We start from the raw sequence: 20,898 nt of genomic DNA, 5'->3' as shown, positions 1-20,898 counted from the left end.
TGTTGAAGAGATGAAGTGAAAATGAATCGACGGTGCCCACCGGCGTCTGAATGGCGCCTCGGAGGAAACGGAGCTATGGTGGTTAACTATTGCCTACCTATCGGTAGGTAGGAATCGAGAATCACCTCGCGTCAACCTTTTTGAGGAGAAGCAGATGCCCACAACCCAGACCGCCGCCAAGGTCGGTGCCTGGTTCGCCATCTCGCTGGCTCTGGTCACCATCCTGGGGCCAGCCGGCACCGATATGTACCTTGCGTCCCTTCCCGACATCGTCGCGGACCTGAAGGGCACCGAATCCATGGGCCAACTGACCTTGACGGTCTACCTGCTCGCCATGGGTGTCGGGCAGCTGGTCTTCGGCCCGCTCACCGATGCCTTTGGCCGGCGCAAGCCGTTGCTGGCGGCGCTGGTGGCTTTCCTTGCAGCTTCCTTGTGGGCGGCCGGCAGCCCGAGCCTAGAGGTTCTGCTCGGAGCTCGTGCCCTGCAGGGGCTGGCCGCGGCGCTCACCTTGGTGGTGGCGCTGAGCATGGTGCGCGACGCAGCCCAAGGGGTGCGGGCGGCGCAGTTGTTCGCCCTGCTGATGACCATCGAGGGTTTGGTGCCGGTTCTGGCACCGACCGCCGGCGGATTCATCGACCAGCACTTCGGCTGGCGCATGGTGTTTTTGGTTCTGGCCGGCCTGACCGCCATCGCCACCGTGAACACCACCTTCACCATGCCCGAAACCCTTCCCAAGTCCTCGCGGATCCAGCTTCGCCCGAGGGAAATCCTGCGCACCTACGCGCGCATCGCCAAGGACCCTGCCTTCCTGCTGCCCACGCTCGGGCTGTCCTTGGTCTTCTTTTTCCTGTTCGGCTACATCGGCGGCGCGCCGTTCGTCTACCAGGGCGAGTTCGGCCTGGACGCAGGGCAGTTCGGGCTGCTCTTCGGCTGCACCGGGCTGGCAGTGATGCTCGGCGCCATTGTCACCGGGCGGATGGTTTCCCGCTGGGGCGCGGCCAAGCTCGCGTTCATCGGCACCGCGCTGGTGCTGGGCGGGGCGGTGCTGGCCTTCGCCCTGCATGCGGCCGGGCTGGGGCTGGGCGGCATCGTGGCTGGCATGTTCCTCTCCCTGTTCGGCTTGGGGGTTGCCGAGTCGACGCTGATGGCGTTGGCCATGGGCTCGCAGGACGTTTCGCTGGGTTCAACCGCCGCCCTGCTCGGCGCGCTGCAGCTGACCATTTCCTCGGCGGCCACCCCGCTGTCCGGCCTCGCGGTCGAAGCCGGGGTTCCTGCCTGGCTGGGATTCCTGATGGCGGGCGCGGCGGCGGCTCTTGTTATTGTGGGTATCAGCGCCAAGCGGGCGCCGGTGCTGACCGATTTGGAAAGCCACTAGGAACCACGAGCACGGATCAAGCGGAGCACTCAGCGCACCATGTCACTTTCCCCCTCGGCCCAGAAGATCTGCGACGTCGCGGTCAAGCACTTCGCCCAGTTCGGCTACGACGCCTCGTCCCTGGCAGCCATCGCCGAGGGGGCGGGCATGCGCAAGCCCTCGCTGTATGCGCACTTCGCCGGCAAGGACGCGTTGTTCCTGCAGGTGCTGGAAACCGCGCTGGACGAGGAGAAAGTGGTGGCCCGCGCGGCCCTGGCCGCAGGGGGCGGGTCTTCGGAGGTTCCGGGAGACGGCTATATCTCCGGGCTCCAGGAGCGCTATGACGGTTCGCCGCACTTCCAATTCCTGCTGCGGACCGTCTACGCGCCGCCGGTGGCCCTGCGCGAGCAGGTCATCGAGAAGTACCGCGGCTACGAGTCCGAGCTTCGGGCGGCCTTTATGGAAGGCCTTGACTCGAACCTCGCGGAGGACCGGGCGATTCTGCTGGCCGAGGCGTTTCTCGGAGTGGTCGACAGCCTGCAGGTCGAGTTGATCTACAACTCCCCGCAGACCTTCGAGGTGCGGCGCGATGCCATGCGCCGGATGCTGGGGACGTTCGCCGCGGCGCTGTGACGCAATATTGCCACCGGCACCAAGCGGCCATGCAGTCATAGTGCAGACAAGAATGCCGGAGCATCCAAAAAGGTGCTCCCGCATTCTTGTCGCTGGCGTGCTTAGCGGCGTCCCAGGTTCCAGGACAGGCGCGGGGTGCTCAGCGCATTCCGCTTGCGCAAGCGCGTCACGCGCTTGGCCGCCGGCACGGCGCGTGCGGTCTGCTGCTCCTGGCAGTCCAGCGCCATCAGCAACGCGGTCACCGCGGCCAGCTCTTCGGGCGTCGGGTTGCCGCGGGTGACGGTCAGCTGCGCGGCAGCGGAGGCGTGGGCCTGCTGATCCATGGGAGAACTCCTTGTGCGTCGTGGAAGAAGGGTGTGTGCCGTTGGGTCCTTACAGCGGGATGTTGCCGTGCTTCTTCGGAGGCAGGGTGGCGTGCTTCTCGCGCAACGCGCGCAGCCCGCGCACCAGCTGCAGGCGGGTCTCGCTCGGTGCGATGACCGCGTCCACGTAGCCAAGCTCGGCGGCCTGGTAGGGGTTGAGCAGCTCGGCCTCGTAGTCGTCGATGATCTGCTTGCGGCGCGCCTCGACGTCTCCGCCCTCGGCCTCCACCGCCGCCAGGTCGCGGCGGTACAGGATGTTGACAGCGCCCTGCGCGCCCATCACGCCGATCTGCGCGGTAGGCCAGGCAAGGTTCAGATCCGCGCCCAGCTTCTTGGAGCCCATCACGATGTACGCTCCGCCGTAGGCCTTGCGGGTGATCACGGTCAGCTTCGGCACGGTGGCCTCGGCGTAGGCGAAGAGCAGCTTGGCGCCGCGGCGGATGATGCCCTGGAATTCCTGGTCCTTGCCGGGCAGGAAGCCCGGCACGTCCACCAGGGTCACGATCGGGATGTTGAAGGCGTCGCAGTGGCGCACGAAGCGCGCCGCCTTCTCCGAGGCGTTGATGTCCAGGGTGCCGGCGAACTGCATCGGCTGGTTGGCCACCAGGCCTACGGTGCGGCCCTCGATGCGGGCGTAGCCGATCAGCACGTTGGGCGCGTACAGCGCTTGCATCTCGAAGAACTGCCCGTCGTCCACCACGGACTCGATGACGGTGCGCATGTCGTAGGGCTGGTTGGCCGAGTCCGGGATCAGGGTGTCCAGTTCCAGGTCGTCCTCGGTGACTTCCAGCTCTTCGTCGAATTCGGCGATCAGCGCATCGGAGAGGTTGGAGGAGGGCAGGTAGTCCAGCAGGTCCTTGCAGAACTCGATGGCGTCTTCCTCATCGGCGGCCAGATAGGTGGCGGTGCCGGTGTTGGCGTTGTGCTGGCGCGCGCCGCCCAGGGTCTCCATATCGATTTCCTCGCCGGTGACGGTCTTGATGACGTCAGGTCCGGTGATGAACATGTGGCTGGTCTTGTCGACCATGATCACGTAGTCGGTCAGCGCGGGGGAGTAGGCGGCGCCGCCGGCGCTCGGGCCCATGATCAGCGAGATCTGCGGGACCACCCCGGAGGCGTGCACGTTGTTGCGGAAGATGTCCGCGAACATGGCCAGGGAGGCCACGCCTTCCTGAATGCGGGCGCCGCCGCCGTCCAGGATGCCGATGACCGGGCAGGAATTGCGCAGCGCGAATTCCTGGACCTTGACGATCTTCTCGCCGTTGACCTGCGAGAGGGAACCACCGTAGACGGTGAAGTCCTGCGAGTAGACGGCGACCTGGCGGCCGTCCACGGTGCCGTAGCCGGAGACCAGGCCGTCGCCCATCGGCTTCTTCTTCTCCATGCCGAAGGCGGTCGAGCGGTGGACTGCCAAGGCATCGAATTCTACGAAGGAACCCTCGTCCAGCAGCATCTCAATGCGCTCGCGGGCGGTGTGCTTGCCGCGCGCATGCTGCTTCTCGACGGCTGCCTGTCCACTGGGTGCTTCGGAGAGCTTTTGGCGGCGGCGGAACTCAGCGAGCTTGCCGGCGGTGGTGGACAGGTCGATTGCTTCGTCTGCCTCGGTACGGCCCTGCGTCATGCCCTGGTCTCCCTCGGATCGGTCTCAATGTGTAGGAATGGCACAAGAAAATTGCCAACCAAGCCAGTCTAACTGGGAAAACAGCCAGTTTGTTTGTAGGAATCTTACAAATTGGGGCAATCCTGAGCATGACCCACCCCAGAATAAGTTACTCAACAGTAGCTTGCGCGCCCCATCTGCCGTAACCTAGATCACATGACTATTGAATCGCGAACCCTCATCGCCCCCGAGCATTCCCGGCTGATCGGACGCACCATCCTGATGAGCGGCGGCAGCCGCGGCATCGGCCTGGCCATCGCGACCGCCGCTGGCCGGGCGGGTGCCAATGTGGTGCTGCTGTCCAAAACCGACACGCCGCACCCAAGCCTGGAAGGCACCATCCATACCGCCGTGCAGCAGATCAACGACGCCGGTGGCAAAGGACTGGCCGTGGTGGGCGACGTGCGGGTGGACGAGGACGTGCAGCGCGCGGTGCAGCAAGCCATCGATGCCTTCGGCGGCATCGACATCGTGGTGAACAATGCCTCGGCGATCAACCTGGCCAAAACCGACCAGCTGGACATGAAACGCTACGACCTCATGCAGGACATCAACGTGCGCGGCACCTTCCTGCTGTCCAAGACCGCGCTGCCGCACCTGCGCGAGTCCGCTCACGCCCACATCCTGACGCTCTCCCCGCCGCTGAACCTGGATCCCAAGTGGGCAGGGATGCACCTGGGCTACACCATGGCCAAGTACGGCATGTCGCTGACCACGCTGGGCCTGGCCGAAGAGCTCAAGGACGCCGGCATCGCGGTGAACTCCCTGTGGCCGGAGACGCTGATCGACACCGCCGCGATCCGCAACCTGCCAGGCGGCCAGCAGATGGTCCACGGCGCGCGCAGCGCGGACATCGTTGCGGACGCCGCCATGACGATCCTCTCCAGCGATCCTGCCGGAGTCAGCGGCAATTTCTTCACCGACGGCCAGGTGCTGAAGCTGGCCGGGGTCGACGACTTGAGCGGCTATGCGCTGGATCCCGAGGTTCCGCTGGTGGAAGACATCTTCCTGTAAAGCCAGCTGCCGCACAGGCCCGCGTGGCTTAGGGTGGTTTTCATGAGCATTGAGAAGCAATGTGCCCGCGCCGCGCTGGATCCGGCCGTCTTCGACGCCCTCGCCGGCGAGCTGGGACTGGGCCTGGTCAGCATCCGTGAAACGTCCGGCTCGACCAACACCGAGCTGGCGGACCTGGCCGCCTCCGGGCAGGCCGGGAACCTGAGCGTGTACTTCACCGAGCACCAGCAGCAGGGCAAGGGGCGGCTGGGCCGCGACTGGGTCACCCCGGCCGGGTCCTCCCTCACCGTCAGCGTGCTCGCGGTGCCTGGAGAAAGCATGCCCACCGACTCGCTGTCCTGGTACACCATGCTCGCGGCCCTGGCCTGGTGCCAGGTCGTTGAAGAACTCACCGGGGTGGCAGCCCGCATCAAGTGGCCCAACGACGTGCTGGCCGGGGACAAGAAGATCTGCGGCATCCTGGCCCAGCTGGTCTCCACGCCGAAGGGCTTCGGCGTGGTGGTCGGCACCGGCATGAACGTGGACCAGGACGCCACCGAGCTGCCGGTCCCCACCGCCACCTCGCTGCGCCTGGCCAGCGGATCGCCGGTGTCGCGCAGCGCCCTGCTAACCGGCTATCTGCGCCGCTTCGCCGCCCTGGATATCGCCTTCCGCGAAGTCCGCGGCAATGCCGCGGCCGGGATGAATGGCTTCTCCGGGGCCAGCCTGGCTGGCATGGTCGCCGCGAAGCTGGCTACGCTCGGACACGACGTCCGTGTTGAATTCCCAGATGGGAGCCTGCTTGAAGGCCAAGCGGTGGACCTTGAACCCGACGGCGCGCTGCTGGTGCGCGACTGCGCCGCACGCACCCACCGGGTGCTGGCCGGGGACGTCCACCATGTGCGGCGCGCCGATGGAAAGTACGCCTAACCTGCTAGTGCAACTGTACCGGGACTAGTATTAGTAGAACTGAGGCTTCAAGGACCAACCAGGGCAGGAGGGACGAGGATACTGACGATGAAGGTGCCGCTGCATGAGAGGGAACGCGTGATCATCAAGACGCGTGAACATTCCAAAGTGCTGAGACAACCAATTGTCGTTTTCCTGCTGCTGACCGTGGTCTGCACGTTCCTGCTCGGCTACCTCAGCCGCACCGACCTTTCGCCCTGGCTGGCGGAGAACGCCGGACTGTGGGTCGTGGTGACGCTGGTCCTCTGGGCGGCGCTGACGCTGATCTGGTGCGTGGCCCCGTGGGTGCGCTGGCTGCGCAGCCGGATCGTGCTGACCACCGAGCGGATCCTGTTCCGCTCGTCCTTCACCTCCGGCAAGCTGCAGTCGGTGGGTTTGTATACGGTGCGCGACCTGATTGCCCACACCAAGAAGCAGAACGCCATGACCCGCGCCGGCACCTTGGATATCGTGCTGGGCCATGGCTACGTCAGGATTGCCCACGTTCCCTCCGTCCCGTACTTCAGGTCCCTGGCCATCGACGCGATAACCAACCTGCGCAACAACCAGTCCCCGGTGCAGACCGAGGCATCCAAGAGTGAGGGCATGGCTCCATGAGCACCGAGCACAGCAATACGCCACGGGCCGACACTCCGCAGTCCGCCTCCGTCGCGGCCCACCAGGCCCGCGAACACGCCCCGGTGGAGACCGCCCCCGAAGCGGATCCGATCCTGGAACTCGCCCAGGCCATGGAGAAACCGCTGCAGGTCCCGGCCCACACCCCCGACGCCATCCGCGACACCGTCGCGGCTTTGGAACGCCAGCTGATCGGCGGGCAACGCGAGCTGCGCCGCCGCGAGGTGGCGGCCGACGCCGGCATCTCCTTGCATTCGGCCCGCAAGCTCTGGCGCGCGATCGGCTTCCCGGAACTCAGCGACGACGACGTTTTCTTCACCAAGCGTGACGAGGAAGCGCTGGCCACGATGGTCGGCATGGTGCGCGAAGGGCAGCTGACCGAGGAAACCGCCATCTCCCTGATGCGTTCGGTGGGCCAGATGACCGACCGCATGGTGGTCTGGCAGATCGAGGCGCTCGTGGAGGACATGATCGCCAACCAGAACATGTCCGACCGCCAGGCCAGGCGCCAGCTGTTCGACATGCTGCCGGACCTGATCCCGCAGATCGAGAACCTGCTGCTCTACTCGTGGCGCCGCCAGCTGAACTCCGCGGTGCACCGCATGGCGCTGCGCGCCGAGGCCGGCGTGGCCGCCTACAACCAGGGCGGGGGCGGGGACGACGACACCCCGCTGCCATTGGCCCGCGCGGTGGGTTTCGCGGACCTGGTCTCCTACACCTCGCTGTCACGGCGCATGAACGAACGCACGCTGGCCAAGATGGTGCAGCGCTTCGAATCCAAGAGCGCGGAGATCATCTCCGTGGGCGGCGGCCGGCTGGTCAAGACCATCGGCGACGAAGTGCTGTACGTGGCCGAAACCCCGCAGGCAGGCGCCCGGATCGCGCTGGCGCTGTCGCAGGAGTTCGAAGCCGATGAAATGCTGCCGCAGACCCGCGGCGCGGTGGTCTGGGGACGCATCCTCTCCCGGCTGGGAGACATCTACGGACCGACGGTGAACATGGCCGCCCGGCTGACCTCGCTGGCTGAACCCGGCACGGTGCTCACCGACGCGCTGACCGCCAATACGCTGAAAAACGATCCGCGGTTCGTGCTCACCGCCCAGGAAATCACCGCGGTGCGCGGCTTCGGGGAGATCCAGCCCTTTGAACTGTCCCATGGCGAGGGCACCGGATTGGTGGTGGACTGATGCACGCAGAAGCCCAGTCCGTCCCCTTCGTCCTCGCCGCGGCCGGGCGCACCGACGTGGGCCGGCGGCGCACCGAGAACCAGGACCGCATCCTGCTGGGCCAGGTGGCCTATGCGGTGGCGGACGGCATGGGCGGCCACGAGGCCGGCGAAGTAGCCAGCCAGCTGGCCGTGGAGACCATGGAAGAGCTGTGCACCCGCGCGGCCAAGACCTCCGTGCCGAGCCTGCCCACCGTGCAGCAGGTCCAGCGGCAGGTGCAGCTGGCCGATGACCGCATCCGCGAGGCGCTGGAGTCCCGCGGCGGCACCACGCTGTGCGCGCTGGTGCTGATCAAGGCCTCCGGGCAGGGCCGCGACTCGGTCACCGCGCCGGTGGCCATCCCTCCGTGGACCCAGGGCTTCGCGGCCCAGGGCACCACCGACGTCATTTCGAAGATCACCCCGGAAATGCTTGAGGCCCACCGCCGCGGACAGGACCCGGCCACCGCCGCGATGCCTGTTATCGAGGAAGTGCCGAACCTGGCGCTGGTCAACGTGGGCGACTCGCGCGGCTACCGTCTGCGCGACGGGGCCCTGCAGCAGCTGACCCGCGACCACTCTGCCGTGCAGGAAATGGTTGATGCCGGCCAGATCACCGAGCTGGAGGCGCGGAACCACCCGCACCGCAACCTGATCACCCGCGCGCTGGGCGCCGGGGCCGAAAGCCATCCGGACATCACCGTGCTGCAGCCGCGCATCGGGGACCGCTATCTGCTGTGCTCGGACGGGCTGAGCGGCGAGCTGACCGAGGACCTGCTGCAGAGCCTGCTGGTCAGCTACAAGGACCGCGAAGTTGCCGCCGAGGTGCTGACCGGTGCCGCGCTGGAAGCCGGAGGGCGGGACAACATCGCTGTGATTGTCATCGACGTGCTGGCGCCCCCCGTGCCGCCTGGAACCGCAACCCAGGCTCCGGCGCTGTAGGCCCGCCGGCGTCGTGGCGGCTCCTGGGCCAGGGGCGCACGCTGCCGCTGGTTCAGGGCATTGGATTCCTGCCGCCGTTCCCGGGCGCGCCCTCCGCCGCTGATCCAGTCGCCGCAAGCCCACGTCGGCGGGCCGGGGAGGGCTTCTGGCAATGTGGTGTGGGCGTGGTGAATCCGTCGGCTCCCTGGGGCACAATTGGATACGTGAGTGAAAATGACGTAACGCCAGTTGAGACCACGAACGCCCCGCCTGCACCGGCGCGTGAACGACACGACGAGCTTGTCGAGGCAATCCGGACGCATCGGGAAGCCTACTACCAGCAGGATGCCCCGCTGGTCTCGGACTCCGAATACGACGCGTTGTTCCAGGAGCTGGAACTGCTCGAAGCCCAATACCCCATCCTGGCGGGCCAGGATTCACCCACCCAGGAGGTCGGCGGCGAGGTGTCCGCGGCCTTCGCCCCGGTGACCCACGCCAGCCGCATGTACTCGCTGGAAGACGTGTTCTCCCTGGGGGAATTGGATGCCTGGCTGGAACGCGCCGGCGCCAACGCCAACCGCCTGCACCCGCAGATTCCCGTGCGCTGGTTGTGCGAGGTGAAAATCGACGGCCTGGCCCTGAACCTCACCTACCGCGACGGCAAGCTGGTCCGCGCCGCCACCCGCGGCGACGGCACTACCGGCGAAGACGTCACCCACAACGCCATGACCATCAGCGACATCCCGCAGCAGCTCTCCGGTTCGGGCTGGCCAGCGGAATTCGAGGTCCGCGGCGAGGTCTTCATCGCCACCGACGACTTCAACGCCTACAACGAGGCGCTGATCGAGCAGGGCAAGGCGCCGCTGGCCAACCCGCGCAACGCCGCGGCCGGCTCGCTGCGCCAGAAGGACCCGGAACAGACCGCCAAGCGCCCGCTGCGCATGTTCGTGCACGGGCTGGGGCGCAGCCGCGACTTCCCGATCACCGAGCAGTCCCAGGCCTACGAGCTGATGCGCGAGTGGGGACTGCCGGTGTCCCCGTACGGCCGCGTGGTCGAGTCGCTGGCCCAGGTGAGGGAGTTCATTGCCGAGCACGGCGAGAAGCGCCATGAACTGATCCACGACATCGACGGCATCGTGGTGAAGGTCGACGACCTCTCCACCCAGGAGCAGCTGGGCTACACCTCGCGCGTGCCGCGCTGGGCCGTGGCCTACAAGTACCCGCCGGAAGAAGTGCACACCAAGCTGCTGGACATCCAGGTCCAGGTCGGGCGCACCGGCAGGGTGACCCCCTTCGGCGTGATGGAACCGGTGCTGGTGGCAGGGTCCACCGTGGCCCGCGCGACCCTGCACAACCAGGAGGTCGTCAAGGCCAAGAACGTGAAGATCGGGGACACCGTCATCCTGCGCAAAGCGGGAGACGTGATCCCGGAGATCGTCGGCCCGGTGCTCGCGCTGCGCGACGGCGCCGAAGTCGACTTCATCATGCCCACCGAATGCCCCTCCTGCGGCCAGCCGCTGGCCCCGGCCAAGGAAGGCGACGTGGACATCCGCTGCCTGAACGCGGAATCCTGCCCGGTGCAGCTCACCGAACGCGTCGCCTACCTGGGCGGACGCAGCGCCCTGGACATCGAGGCGCTGGGCTACGAGGCCGCCGCCGCGCTGACCAGCGGGCCGGGCGAGGACCCGGCCACCCAGGGCGGGTTGATCCTGCCGGCGGGCCCGGGCCCGCTGCGCAACGAAGCCGAGCTCTTCGACCTGAAGGACAAGCTGGATCAGCTGGCCGAGGTCAAGGTCTGGCGCGAAAAGCGGGTCAAGGGGGAGGGAACGGGCAGGTTCGATCTGGTGCCCTACTTCTTCACCAAGGCCACCGCGAAGAAGCCCTCGGTGCCGACCAAGAGCACCGAGAAGCTGTTCGACGAGCTGGAGAAGGCCAAGGGCAATCCGCTGTGGCGGGTGCTGGTGGCGCTGTCCATCCGCCATGTCGGACCCAACGCCTCCCGCGCCATCGCCACCCGCTACGGTTCCATGGACGCGCTGCTTGAGGTCATCGATGCCGGCAACGCGGTGGAGGAGCTGAGCCAGATCGACTCGGTGGGCTCCATCATCGCCGAGGCCCTGGTCGATTGGTTCAAGGTCGACTGGCACCGCGAGATCGTCAGCGCCTGGCAGGCGGCCGGGGTGAAGATGGTCGACGAGCGCGACGCGAACATCACCAAGAACCTCGAAGGCCTGGCCATCGTGGTCACCGGGACGCTGGAGAACTACTCGCGCGACACCGCCAAGGAAGCGATCATCGTACGCGGCGGCAAGGCCACCGGCAGCGTCTCGAAGAAAACCGATTTCCTGGTGGCCGGCGAGGCCGCCGGATCCAAGCTGGACAAGGCCCAGTCGCTGGGGGTGCCGGTGCTCGATGAAGCCGGTTTCGGCATCCTGCTCGAACAGGGGCCGGATGCAGCCCGCGAAGCGGCGCTGTCCGCACCGGAAGGAGCATAAAGCCATGGATCGAGCCATTTCCCACGATCCGCTGGTGCTGCTGGCGCGCAGGGCGGCAGCAGCCGGCGCCGAGGTCCTTGCCCGCCGTGACGAGTCGAAGTTCAACACCAATGAGAAGTCCGCAGCGGGGGACTGGGTCACCGACTTCGACCGCGCCGCGGAAGAAGCCATCCGGGCGACCATCGTGACCACAAGGCCGAATGACGAGCTGACCGGGGAGGAATACCCCAGCGACCGGCCGGCCAATCCCAGCGGCCTGCGCTGGAGCATCGATCCGCTGGACGGCACCACGAACTTCGTGCGCAATATCGCCTACTACTGCTCATCGGTGGCGGCCTGCGAGAAGACCGAGGACGGGATCGAGCGCTGGGTGGCCGCTGCCATTGTGGCCCCGGCGCTGCACGTCGAATACTTCGCCGGACGCGGGCTGGGCGCTTGGAAGCAGGACCTGCACACCGGCAAGATCACCCAGCTGCACGGACCGGCCGACACCGAGGCCCGAATCCTCGCTACCGGTTTCGGCTACGACCCCGAACGCCGGGAATTCCAGGCATCGGTGCTGCAAGAGGTCATCGGGGACTACGTGAACGTGCGCCGACTGGGCTCTGCGGCGCTGGACTTGTGCCTGGTGGCCGAGGGCGCGCTGGATGCCTACGCCGAATTCGGCACCCGGGAATACGACTGGGCCGCCGGCGCGCTGATCGCCGAGGAAGCCGGAACCCTGGTCGGGCGGCCCGTGGGTTATCCGGGATGGCAGTACGCGGGACTGGTGGACTCTTCCAAGCTGCCGATGCCCGAGTGAGCGCAAGCGCCGTGAACGTCCCAGCCGCCTAATTCAATACCGTGCCGAGCAGATTGCTCGCATAGTGGATCGCCACGCCGACCAGCACACCGCCGCACACCTGTGAGGCGGTGTGCTCTCCGCTGCGGATCCGCGCCCAGGACAGCACCGCGATGCCGGCGACGACCACAGGCATGTACCCGCCCATGCCGTCGGCGGCCTGCAATGCCACATAGGTTCCCACCGACAGGTGCACGGAGACCTTCCACCACAAATTGACCACCGACACGACAAGCAGGCCAAGCAAGATCGCCAGAACTTCGCGGAACATCGCTGCGCCGGCATTCATGACCTGAAGCAGCAGCAGGCCGCCGAGGATGGACCCGGCAGCCAGCGCGTACAGCCGGTGCCGCTGCCGCCGCTGCGTCACGTGCATGTCGGTGACCATGCCGCGCAGCTTCGCCGCCAGCAGCACCAGCCACGGGATGATCGTGGTGAACAAGGCGGCGACCAGCGCGTCGGACCAGCCCATCTGCGCGCGGCGCAGCGGCGTTGAGAGCCGCAGCAAGGTCGCCAAGGCCGCCGGTGAAAGCACATGCGAAAAAACGAGTGCCAACTGTCGGACTTTCTGGGCAGCGGGAGCATCCCCGGTGAGCTGCATGGAGTAGTACCTCGCAAGTTGTCGTCTTTGGTATGCTCCCAAGCCTAGTGCGGACCGGGGTTTTCGCTCCGGCGCGGCAGTTTGCGGAGGCATCCCGTCTCCACCGGGCAGGCCACGCGTGGCAGAAGATGCGGGAGGGACAGCATGCTCAAGATAGCCAGTTGGGTAACACGAACGGCCTTGATCCTGGCCGGGCGGGTGGGAGTTGCCGCAACTGGAATCGTGGCCTCAATGCTCCTACCCGATACAGGAAAAGATGAATCCTGCGAACTGAATACGCCGTATCTGGTTGGCGGCAAGGGCGCTGCAGGGGGAAGACCTCGAAGTGGTGGTGGATCCTGCTGGATGCGACCTGGACCTGCGCGATGGGCAGCTGATCTATCTTGAATTCTCGGTGACGGATGCCCCAGTACCGCAAGAGGGCCAGAGCCAGGCGCAGATGCCGGCGGACGGCTCCATGCACGCGATGCTGCCGGTGGATCCGCGGAACACGAGCGGCCAGCTGGTGGTGACGGTCCACGGCGGCGTTCCGGGCTGCGACGAAGACTACGCCGCGTGTGCCGCATGGATCCATGAACTGGATACTCGCATTGAAGTCTTGAAATAGTCAGCCTACGGTTCCCAGAAGGAAACTATTCCGGCTGCGGATCAGCCGTGGCATGTACCAGCTCAGCACGAGTCTTTCCGCCAGCCAGCCCAGCGGGCCCCACGGGGCGGCGAAGCTGATCTTGTCGATCATCACGGTTTCATGGCCGCAGTCGATGAACTCGTGGACGTGCCGGAAGTGCTTGAACGGGCCACGCAGCTGCTCGTCCGTGAATGATGTGTGCTTCTCCAGCGCGGTGATCCGTGAGGTCATGCGCATCGGAACGCCAAAGTGCGTCGCCCGCCAAGTCACCTGCTCGCCGAGGCCGATCATTCCAGTGGTGACACCGGCGACGGCCCGCTCTGCGGAATCCTTCATGGATTCCGTGTGAGCGTCGATATTCAGGGATTTATCCCACAGCGCCTGGACGCTCTGGGACGTGCGGGAGACGCACTCGAAGTAGACGGCCATAAGGCCAGACTAGACGACGACCAGATTCTCTTCGGAAATTCCGGCTGCCGCATCGTCGTAGTATTCGCGCTGGGTCAGCTTGGACGCAGCTGCCTCGTCCAGCACCACAACGGCGTCGCGGTGCAGCTGCAGCACTGAGCCGGGGCATGCTGCGGACAGCGGGCCTTCGACCGCGGCGGCAATGGCGTCGGCCTTGCCGGCGCCGGTGGCCACGAGAACCAGGCGGCCGGCATCCAGGATGGTGCCAAGGCCCTGGGTGACGCAGTGGGTCGGCACGTGCTCGATGCCTGCGAAGAAGCGGGCGTTGTCCTCGCGCGTCTTGGATGCCAGTCGCTTGATGCGGGTGCGGCTGGTCAGCGCGCTGCCTGGCTCGTTGAAGCCCAGGTGGCCATTGGCGCCGATGCCCAGGATCTGCACCTGGACGCCGCCGGCTGCCTTGATTGCGGCATCGTAGGCATCCGCTGCTGCCTGGACCGCGATTACCGAGTCGCCGGTGCCCTGCGGCACGCAGAGGTTCTCCGGGCGCAGGCCGATGACGTGGCAAACCTCGTTGACCAGGGTCTGGCGGTAGGACTGCTCGTGGGTGTCCGGGATGCCGATGTACTCGTCCAGCGCGAAACCGAGCGTGTCAGAGAAGTCCGCGCGTGATTCGGAGACCGCTTTGCCCAGTTCGCGGTACAGCCCCAACGGGGATGAACCGGTAGCCAAGCCCAGCACCTGCCGCTTGCCGTTCCCGTGCTCGGCCAGGCCGGCCAGGACGTTGTCAGCGGCGATACGAGCTACCTGGTCGGCGCTCGAACCAATCAGTACGCGCATAGAAGGAGGATCCAATCTTCAAATAACGGGGTGCGCCGGGCGGCGCCGCGGCCAGCCGGAGTCAGGGCAAGGGCAGGACCGTGAAATTACTATTCTTGCAGGTTTCCTGCGTCGCTAGCACTTTTGCGCCGCAGGAATCTGCAACATCTCGATCACGGTGCGCGCCAGCACCGGTGAGGCGCCGTAGGTGGTGATGTCGGCGCGCGGGGCGGGCCAACCGAAGTTGACCACCAGTACGCGGTGTCCGTCCTGGCGCAGCTGGGCGGCGAGCTCATGCACGGCATGGGTCCCGGACAGGGCACGGGCCGCGAGCAGCACCTTGGCGCCGGGACGCAGGTCCTCCGGGGCCTGGGTCGGAGCGACGCTCGACAGGCCCCACGGCACGTGTCCCACGGCCATGTTGCTGTCGGTGTCCACCTGGACCAGCTGCACTTCGGCAGGATCCGCGATCCAGCCTTCGACCTCGGAGGAGGTTTCGAAGGCCTTGGACCAATCGCCGGTCACCAGCTCGCATGGTTCGCAGGCCTCGTCCTGCACCCGGTAGTGGGTGGCCAAGGCGGTGTTGCGGGCCGCCGCATCGCGCAGGCGCTGGGGATCCAAGGCGCCTTCGTGCACCGCGTGGAGGATGGCGTTGACAACCTGTTCGTAGTCTTCGCGTTTCATGTCGGTGCCCAGGCACAGCAGGTCGGCCCCGGCGCGCAGCGCACGCACGGCGGCCACAGGGATTCCGGTTTCCGCGCTGGCGCCGGCCATGTCCAAGGCGTCGGTGACGATCACGCCGGTGAACCCCAGTTCATCGCGCAGCAACTTGCCCAAGATGGCACTGGAGAAGGTGGCGGGGTTCTCCGCGTCCAGCGCCGGGACCATGATGTGGCTGGTCATGATGGCGGCGATGCCGGTCTGGATCGCCGCGGTGAACGGGGCCAGCTCGCGTTCGGCCAGGGTGAAGGGATCCACCGCGACCACCGGCAGCGACAGGTGCGAGTCCGTGGAGGTGTCACCGTGGCCGGGGAAGTGCTTGGCGCACGCGGCGACCATTTCCCCCTGCAGCCCCACGGTGAACGCGGCCGTGTGCATTGCCACCTTGCGCGGGCTGATCCCGAAGGAGCGCACCCCGATGACCGGATTCTGCGCGTTGGTGTTCACGTCCGCGTCGGGCGCCAGGTTCAGGTTGAAACCGTAGGCGCGCATCTCCCTGGCGATGGCCCGGGCGCTGGCGCGGGTCAGCTGCGGGTCGTCGAGTCGGCCCAGCACCGCGTTGCCCGGCTGATTGGAGCCGTCGCGGTAGTGCAGCCGGGTGACGTCTCCGCCCTCTTCATCCAGTGCCCGAATGGCGTTGGGGGACGCCTGGCGGATCTGGGTCATGAGGGCGGAGAGCTGTTGGGTGTCCTGGATATTGCCGCCGTAGATGCACAGCGACCCCATGGGATCCGGTAGTCGAACGGTGGCACTATTAACGAACCATGTCTTTGATTGATAAATTTCGCGTGACCTGCGACGGACTGGTTATCGAACCAGCCGCGCCAGCCGACTTTGAGCGAGTCGGCAACCTTACCGTTGACGCCTACTTGGCGGCCGGGCACTTCGACGACCCCCAGCACGAGTACATGCAGTTCGTCCGCAGGGTCGCGGACCGCGCGGCCAAGGCGGAAGTCTACGTGGCCCGTCGCGAGGGCGCGGTCATTGCCTCCATGACCCTGGTTCCCTTCGGCAGCGAATATGCCGACATCGCCCGCGCAGGCGAATTGGAGATCCGCATGCTCAGCGTGGATCCCGCGGCGCAGCGTTCGGGTGCAGGGAAGGCCATGGTGCTTGCCGCGATCGAGCGCGCACGGCAGCTTCCGGAGGTGCACGCGGTCTCGCTGACCACCGGAGGAAACTGGACCGCGGCCCGGGCCTTTTACGAATCCCTGGGATTTGCGCACTGCGCGCAGCGCGACTGGTACGTGCCCAATACCGAGATCCTGCTGGTCGTTTACACCATGGATCTCCGTTAACGGTCATGTCATTGTTGGTTCTCAGCGCCGGGCCATAGAATGGCGCCATGAGTGCACTTCGCCGAAAAGTCATTGCCCTGTCAGTTGCGAGCCTTGTTGCAGGCACCCTGAGCGCCTGCAGTTCAGCCCCCGCAGACCCGGCTCCGTCGGCAGATGCGCTGGCCGCCGCGCTGAATTCCGGCGACTTCTCCGGCATTGCATTCAGCAACTCTGATGCGGCCGCGGCCGCGGCGACGCTGGACACGGCATTCGGCAAACTAGATGACATCAAGCGCACCAGCACCGTCAATTCGGTGGCCACGGATGAGCAGAAGCAGGACGGGGTCACCACCGCTACCGCTACCATCCAGACCGTCTGGGATGTGGATGAGACCGAGACGGATCTGAGCTACCAGACCCAGGCCGTCTGGCAATACGACGACGAAGGCAAGAGCTGGCAGCTGCGCTTCGACCCCTCGATCCTCGCGCCGGACATGGCCGAAGGCGACTTCCTGGCGGCCAGATTCGAGCCAGGCCAGCGCGGCAACATCACTGACGGGGAAGACAAGAACATCGTCACCGAGCGTCCCGTGATCAATGTCGGCATCGACAAGACCCGTGCGACCAGCGATGAATGGGCATCCTCGGCGAAGGCGCTGGCCAAGCTCGTGGACATCGACGAAGACGCCTTCGCGGCCAAGGTCAAGGCCGCCGGCGAGAAAGCCTGGGTGCAGGCCATCGTCCTGCGCGATGACGCAACCCGCGAGGTCACCGACGAGCAGATCGCCAAGATCCCGGGAGCCGTCGGGCAGGCCGACCAGATCCCGCTCGCTCCGACCCGCTCCTTCGCCCGGCCGCTGCTCGGCTCGGTCGGCGAAGCCACCGCGGAAATCGTCGAGAAGTCCGAGGGCAAGATCCATGCAGGGGACCAGGTAGGCCTCTCCGGCTTGCAGGCAACCTACAACGACACCCTCTCGGGCACCTCAGGGGTAACCATCTCACGCTACAACGCGGCCAAGGAAGCCCAGTCAGAGCTGTTCTCCAGCAACCCGGTGGACGGCAAGGACGTGCAGCTGACGCTGGACCAGGACCTGCAGAAAGAAGCCGACGATCTGCTGCAGGAGGCCGAATCCAACTCGGCCATCGTGGTCATCCGGCCGTCCGACGGCGCGGTGCTTGCCGCATCCTCCGGCCCGGTGTCCTCGGGACTGAACACCTCAATGCAGGGGAAATATGCCCCGGGCTCATCCTTCAAGGTCATCAGCGCCCTGGCAATGCTCCGTGACGGCGCGAGCGCCAGCACCAAATTCGACTGCAAGGCCACCACCGTGATTGACGGCAAGACCTTCAAGAACTTCGACGGCTACCCGGCCTCGGCACTGGGCAAAATCCCGCTGTCCGAAGCCATCGCCCAGTCCTGCAACACGGTCTTCGTCGACGAAGGCGAAAAGATCGGCGGAACCAAGCTGGCCGAGGCCGCGGCAGCCCTGGGGCTGACCGGTGAGGACGGCACCGGCGCCGGCGCGGTCCTCGGTTCGGTGCCCACCGATTCCACCGGAACCGAGCAGGCGGCGAACATGATCGGCCAGGGCGTGGTGGAAGCCTCGCCGCTGGGCATGGCAACTGTCGCAGCCTCCGTCCAGGCCAAACAAACCGTGTCGCCCAAGCTGGTGATCTCACCGGAACCCAAGGCGCCTGAAACCGCGAAGTCCAAGCTCACCGAGGAGGAAGCCAGCGAGCTGGCCACGATGATGGCCGCCGTAGTCGACCACGGAACGCTCAAGGACCTGAAGGGCACCGGCACCGGGAAGATCATCGGCAAGAGCGGCACCGCCGAATACGACAGCGAGCGCAACGCCCACGCCTGGGCCATTGCCGCCCAGGGCGACATCGCTATTGCCGCCTTCGTCGAGGACGGCAACGGCGGAGCGCAGACCGCAGGTCCGCTGGTGAAGGACATGCTCAAGGCTGCACAGTAGGCATCAGGTTCGCGCTGCCCTCCAGGAATTTCTGGAGGGCAGTTTCTGATTGCGGCTTACGCCTCTTGGCAGTAGGCCCCGTACGCCTTGCGCGCCGCATCCGGAGCTTTCGCATCCAGCGTCAAGGAGCAGTCCAGAACTCCCGAGTCGGGATCGATCCACGTGGAGAATTCCAGCTTGTACCGGTTTTCCGGCTCATTCTGGCATTGGACGCTGAATTCATGGGTCAGCGGCGTCGCGGCGAGGTACACCAAATTGCCGGCAGATCGATCGGAATTGGCGAGCAGCGAATCAAATTCGCCGGCGCGGGGGAAGGGCAGTTCTTCGAGCCGGTCAGGAGATACGGCATTCACTGCAGTGACAACCGCATCAAGGTTGTCCCATGCGGGCAGCGGGGTCCACGCGACGGAAGATGCAACTTCCTGATCGAGCACTGTTTTGCCCAGATCCTGATCGTAGAACCTGTCAACCCGGATGAATTGGGGTTTTCCTTCGGACTGCCCCGCACTGACCACATATGGTCGATCGCAAGAAGTGGTGGGTGTTGGCGTCGGGATTTCCTCCCCTTGCGGCAGACCAGGGCTCGTACAGGAGACAAGTCCCAAGGACAGGCAAGCTGCCAACGCTGCGATGCGGCCTTGCTTCATCTATTTTCTCCTTGTCGGTCTACCGCTTGACTGCGGCTTTGGCCGCCGGTGAGTATGAATGATACTTCAAGTCAGACTGCAGATATCCTTGTGCAGCCACGGACAGCTTCGGTTGCTTGCCGGTAGCCTATCTGTGCACCTTCGAACTGTACAACCGGCCAAGAATACGGTGTCAGCTGGCGAAGTAGCCGCAGTCCACGATTCCCACGATGAGCTCGTCATGGAAATGCGAATCCCGTTCACTGCCCTCGATATTGAAACCAGCCTTTTCCCAGGCTCGGATGGCCCGGGGTTATAGGAAGCCACGCGCAGGCTGACGGGGTGCAGGCCCAATGCCTTGAAACCATAACTGCACATGAGTTTCATCGCGCGGGTGACCAATCCCTTGTCCACGTATTTCGGGCCGGTCATGATCGACAGGTCGGCAATGCGACGGGGAGCGTGCCGCCGTACAACGTCGCATGCCCCACCAGGGGAGCGGTGGTTTCCTCGAAAATGCTGAAGCCTGCATCGCCGCCCTCCGACCGATTGCGGCACCAGGACGCGAACCGGTCCGCCGGATGCTGGGAAAGCTGGGGCTTGGCAACCTTTTGCTGCGCCCCGGCCCACCGCGGATCGTTCAACGACAGAGATAGCACCGCGAAGTCCTCCGGCTCGGACTCTCGCAGCACAACTGCATCGACTTCAAACAGCGTTGTCCCGTAGGCCTGGGTTTGCTCCCCGGTGGTCCACTCGCAGTTAGTTTCCATGCCGTCTATGCTAGGCATAAACGACCTGGCTCCTGATCATTTGGTGCAGTGCTTGTGCCAAAACAACCCACCTGAAAGTCGATGCGCATGGGAATCATCTACAACACGACGATGAAGCCGAGCAAAAACGAGCTGGTTGAAGACTGGCTGGTCCGCCAGGATTTCTTCACCGGCAAGAAGAAGCCGCAGCTCATCCACGTCGGGGGGTTCCGGCTGGAAGACCCTGCCGGGGAGGTCGGCATCGAGTTCCGTCTTTATGCGGATAACGCCGATCTGAGCGACGTCATCTACCACGTACCGCTGACCTACCGGGACGCGCCGTTGCCCGGGGCCCAGAAGTATCTGCTGGGTACCAGCGAGCATGGCATCCTCGGCACCCGCTACATCTACGACGCCGAAGGAGACCCGGTCTTCACCGCGCAGCTGCAGGCGTTCGCCGACGGCAAGGCCGTCCCGCAGCACCACACCGAATCCTTTATGGACGAACCGCGGGTCGCCCTGACCAAGGACGCCGCCGGAAAGAAGCTGCAGATCATCCGCCGTCCGGTGCGCTTGGCCGGAGCCCAGTCCGGGGTCGTGGGATATTGGGAGAACGCCTTGGGGCAGGACCTGGCCGGTTTGGTATTGCGCACAGCGTAGCTGATGCGCCACATTACGGCCTGATGGCAGTCCGGCACGGGATAGACTTGTCTATGAAACCCATCCGCCCATTCTAGGGAGATATATGTCTGCCATCAGCCGTGAGGACCTTGTGCACCTGGCACAGTTGGCCCACATCGAGATGAGCGACGCAGAGCTGGACAAGATGACCGGTGAACTCGACGCTATCGTCGGTGCCATCGCGTCTGTCAGCGAAGTCGCCTCCTCCGACATTCCAGCAACCAGCCACCCGATCCCGCTGACCAACGTCCTGCGCGAGGACGTGGTGGGCCAGACGCTGAGCATCGACGACGTGCTGCTCAACGCGCCGGATTCGGACTCGGATCGCTTCAAGGTCCCGGCAATTTTGGATGGTGAATAATCCAC

General features: G+C 65.5%; 22 protein-coding genes. 14 read left to right on the top strand and 8 right to left on the bottom strand.

The features are described from left to right. The first annotated feature begins 154 nt into the window (after positions 1-154). Positions 155-1,375 (top strand): multidrug effflux MFS transporter, encoded by a 1,221-nt coding sequence (locus tag C1H84_RS05135; protein ID WP_113606736.1) that lies wholly within the window; start codon positions 155-157, stop codon positions 1,373-1,375. Positions 1,376-1,414: 39 nt separating this feature from the next. Then, entirely contained in the window at positions 1,415-1,987 is a 573-nt protein-coding gene (locus C1H84_RS05130) for a TetR/AcrR family transcriptional regulator (protein ID WP_113606735.1), read from the top strand. Positions 1,988-2,088: 101 nt separating this feature from the next. Here C1H84_RS05130 and C1H84_RS05125 read toward each other — a convergent pair whose 3' ends face one another. Continuing rightward, complete coding sequence (locus tag C1H84_RS05125) at positions 2,089-2,310, bottom strand: acyl-CoA carboxylase subunit epsilon (RefSeq protein ID WP_113606734.1); 222 nt, start codon at positions 2,308-2,310, stop codon at positions 2,089-2,091. Between the two features lie 49 nt (positions 2,311-2,359). Beyond that, positions 2,360-3,970: an acyl-CoA carboxylase subunit beta gene (locus C1H84_RS05120; RefSeq protein ID WP_113606733.1), complete on the bottom strand. Its 1,611-nt coding sequence runs from the start codon at positions 3,968-3,970 to the stop codon at positions 2,360-2,362. Between the two features lie 195 nt (positions 3,971-4,165). Here C1H84_RS05120 and C1H84_RS05115 point away from each other — a divergent pair, with 195 nt between their 5' ends. The 7 genes from C1H84_RS05115 (at position 4,166) to C1H84_RS05085 (ending at position 12,008) form a co-directional block, all read left to right on the top strand. Beyond that, positions 4,166-5,023 (top strand): SDR family oxidoreductase, encoded by an 858-nt coding sequence (locus C1H84_RS05115; RefSeq protein WP_113606732.1) that lies wholly within the window; start codon positions 4,166-4,168, stop codon positions 5,021-5,023. A gap of 42 nt (positions 5,024-5,065) precedes the next feature. After that, positions 5,066-5,932, top strand: a complete 867-nt coding sequence (locus C1H84_RS05110) for a biotin--[acetyl-CoA-carboxylase] ligase (protein WP_113606731.1) — start codon at positions 5,066-5,068, stop codon at positions 5,930-5,932. 147 nt (positions 5,933-6,079) lie between these two features. Beyond that, positions 6,080-6,568 (top strand): hypothetical protein, encoded by a 489-nt coding sequence (locus C1H84_RS05105; RefSeq protein ID WP_146955887.1) that lies wholly within the window; start codon positions 6,080-6,082, stop codon positions 6,566-6,568. Continuing rightward, complete coding sequence (locus C1H84_RS05100) at positions 6,565-7,773, top strand: adenylate/guanylate cyclase domain-containing protein (RefSeq protein ID WP_047118516.1); 1,209 nt, start codon at positions 6,565-6,567, stop codon at positions 7,771-7,773. Before C1H84_RS05105 ends, C1H84_RS05100 begins: the two co-directional genes overlap by 4 nt. Beyond that, positions 7,773-8,732, top strand: a complete 960-nt coding sequence (locus tag C1H84_RS05095; protein WP_047118517.1) for a PP2C family protein-serine/threonine phosphatase — start codon at positions 7,773-7,775, stop codon at positions 8,730-8,732. The genes C1H84_RS05100 and C1H84_RS05095 overlap by 1 nt, the downstream gene beginning before the upstream one ends. Before the next feature lie 203 nt (positions 8,733-8,935). After that, positions 8,936-11,206 (top strand): NAD-dependent DNA ligase LigA, encoded by a 2,271-nt coding sequence (gene ligA / locus C1H84_RS05090; protein ID WP_244910809.1) that lies wholly within the window; start codon positions 8,936-8,938, stop codon positions 11,204-11,206. Between the two features lie 4 nt (positions 11,207-11,210). Beyond that, positions 11,211-12,008, top strand: a complete 798-nt coding sequence (locus C1H84_RS05085; RefSeq protein WP_047118519.1) for an inositol monophosphatase family protein — start codon at positions 11,211-11,213, stop codon at positions 12,006-12,008. Between the two features lie 28 nt (positions 12,009-12,036). On the opposite strand, the gene C1H84_RS05080 is transcribed toward C1H84_RS05085, so the two are convergent. Next, a complete protein-coding gene (locus C1H84_RS05080; protein ID WP_146955885.1) occupies positions 12,037-12,603 on the bottom strand; it encodes a hypothetical protein in 567 nt (188 codons plus the stop codon). A gap of 334 nt (positions 12,604-12,937) precedes the next feature. Between C1H84_RS05080 and C1H84_RS05075 the strand changes: the two genes are divergently transcribed. Beyond that, entirely contained in the window at positions 12,938-13,255 is a 318-nt protein-coding gene (locus C1H84_RS05075) for a hypothetical protein (RefSeq protein WP_113606729.1), read from the top strand. Here the strand turns inward: C1H84_RS05075 and C1H84_RS05070 are convergent, their stop codons facing one another. The 3 genes from C1H84_RS05070 to C1H84_RS05060 form a co-directional block, all read right to left on the bottom strand. After that, entirely contained in the window at positions 13,256-13,705 is a 450-nt protein-coding gene (locus C1H84_RS05070) for an SRPBCC family protein (RefSeq protein ID WP_113606728.1), read from the bottom strand. A gap of 9 nt (positions 13,706-13,714) precedes the next feature. Then, a complete protein-coding gene (locus tag C1H84_RS05065) occupies positions 13,715-14,521 on the bottom strand; it encodes a glucosamine-6-phosphate deaminase (RefSeq protein WP_113606727.1) in 807 nt (268 codons plus the stop codon). 114 nt (positions 14,522-14,635) lie between these two features. After that, positions 14,636-15,946 carry a glycoside hydrolase family 3 protein gene (locus tag C1H84_RS05060; protein WP_113606726.1) on the bottom strand — a complete coding sequence of 437 codons (1,311 nt, stop codon included), beginning with the start codon at positions 15,944-15,946 and terminating at the stop codon, positions 14,636-14,638. 38 nt (positions 15,947-15,984) lie between these two features. On the opposite strand from C1H84_RS05060, the gene C1H84_RS05055 reads away from it, so the two are divergent. Together C1H84_RS05055 and C1H84_RS05050 are read left to right on the top strand one after the other, a co-directional pair. Next, positions 15,985-16,518 (top strand): GNAT family N-acetyltransferase, encoded by a 534-nt coding sequence (locus C1H84_RS05055; protein ID WP_113606725.1) that lies wholly within the window; start codon positions 15,985-15,987, stop codon positions 16,516-16,518. Between the two features lie 47 nt (positions 16,519-16,565). Then, the gene (locus C1H84_RS05050) at positions 16,566-18,476 is read left to right on the top strand and encodes a penicillin-binding transpeptidase domain-containing protein (RefSeq protein WP_113606724.1); all 1,911 of its coding nucleotides are present in this window, start codon (positions 16,566-16,568) and stop codon (positions 18,474-18,476) included. Positions 18,477-18,532: 56 nt separating this feature from the next. On the opposite strand, the gene C1H84_RS17930 is transcribed toward C1H84_RS05050, so the two are convergent. Next, positions 18,533-19,123, bottom strand: a complete 591-nt coding sequence (locus C1H84_RS17930) for a hypothetical protein (RefSeq protein ID WP_146955883.1) — start codon at positions 19,121-19,123, stop codon at positions 18,533-18,535. A 407-nt stretch (positions 19,124-19,530) separates the two neighbouring features. Then, a complete protein-coding gene (locus tag C1H84_RS05040) occupies positions 19,531-19,872 on the bottom strand; it encodes a GNAT family N-acetyltransferase (RefSeq protein ID WP_146955881.1) in 342 nt (113 codons plus the stop codon). Positions 19,873-19,983: 111 nt separating this feature from the next. Here C1H84_RS05040 and C1H84_RS05035 point away from each other — a divergent pair, with 111 nt between their 5' ends. Beyond that, a complete protein-coding gene (locus tag C1H84_RS05035) occupies positions 19,984-20,511 on the top strand; it encodes a maltokinase N-terminal cap-like domain-containing protein (RefSeq protein ID WP_146955878.1) in 528 nt (175 codons plus the stop codon). An 85-nt stretch (positions 20,512-20,596) separates the two neighbouring features. Further along, complete coding sequence (gatC, locus tag C1H84_RS05030) at positions 20,597-20,893, top strand: Asp-tRNA(Asn)/Glu-tRNA(Gln) amidotransferase subunit GatC (RefSeq protein ID WP_047118529.1); 297 nt, start codon at positions 20,597-20,599, stop codon at positions 20,891-20,893. Positions 20,894-20,898: the final 5 nt, after the last annotated feature.

Source organism: Glutamicibacter soli (assembly GCF_003309065.1).
Lineage (GTDB): Bacteria > Actinomycetota > Actinomycetes > Actinomycetales > Micrococcaceae > Glutamicibacter > Glutamicibacter soli.
Note: the sequence above shows the minus strand (reverse complement) of the source record. Positions and strands in the feature narration are given on the sequence as shown.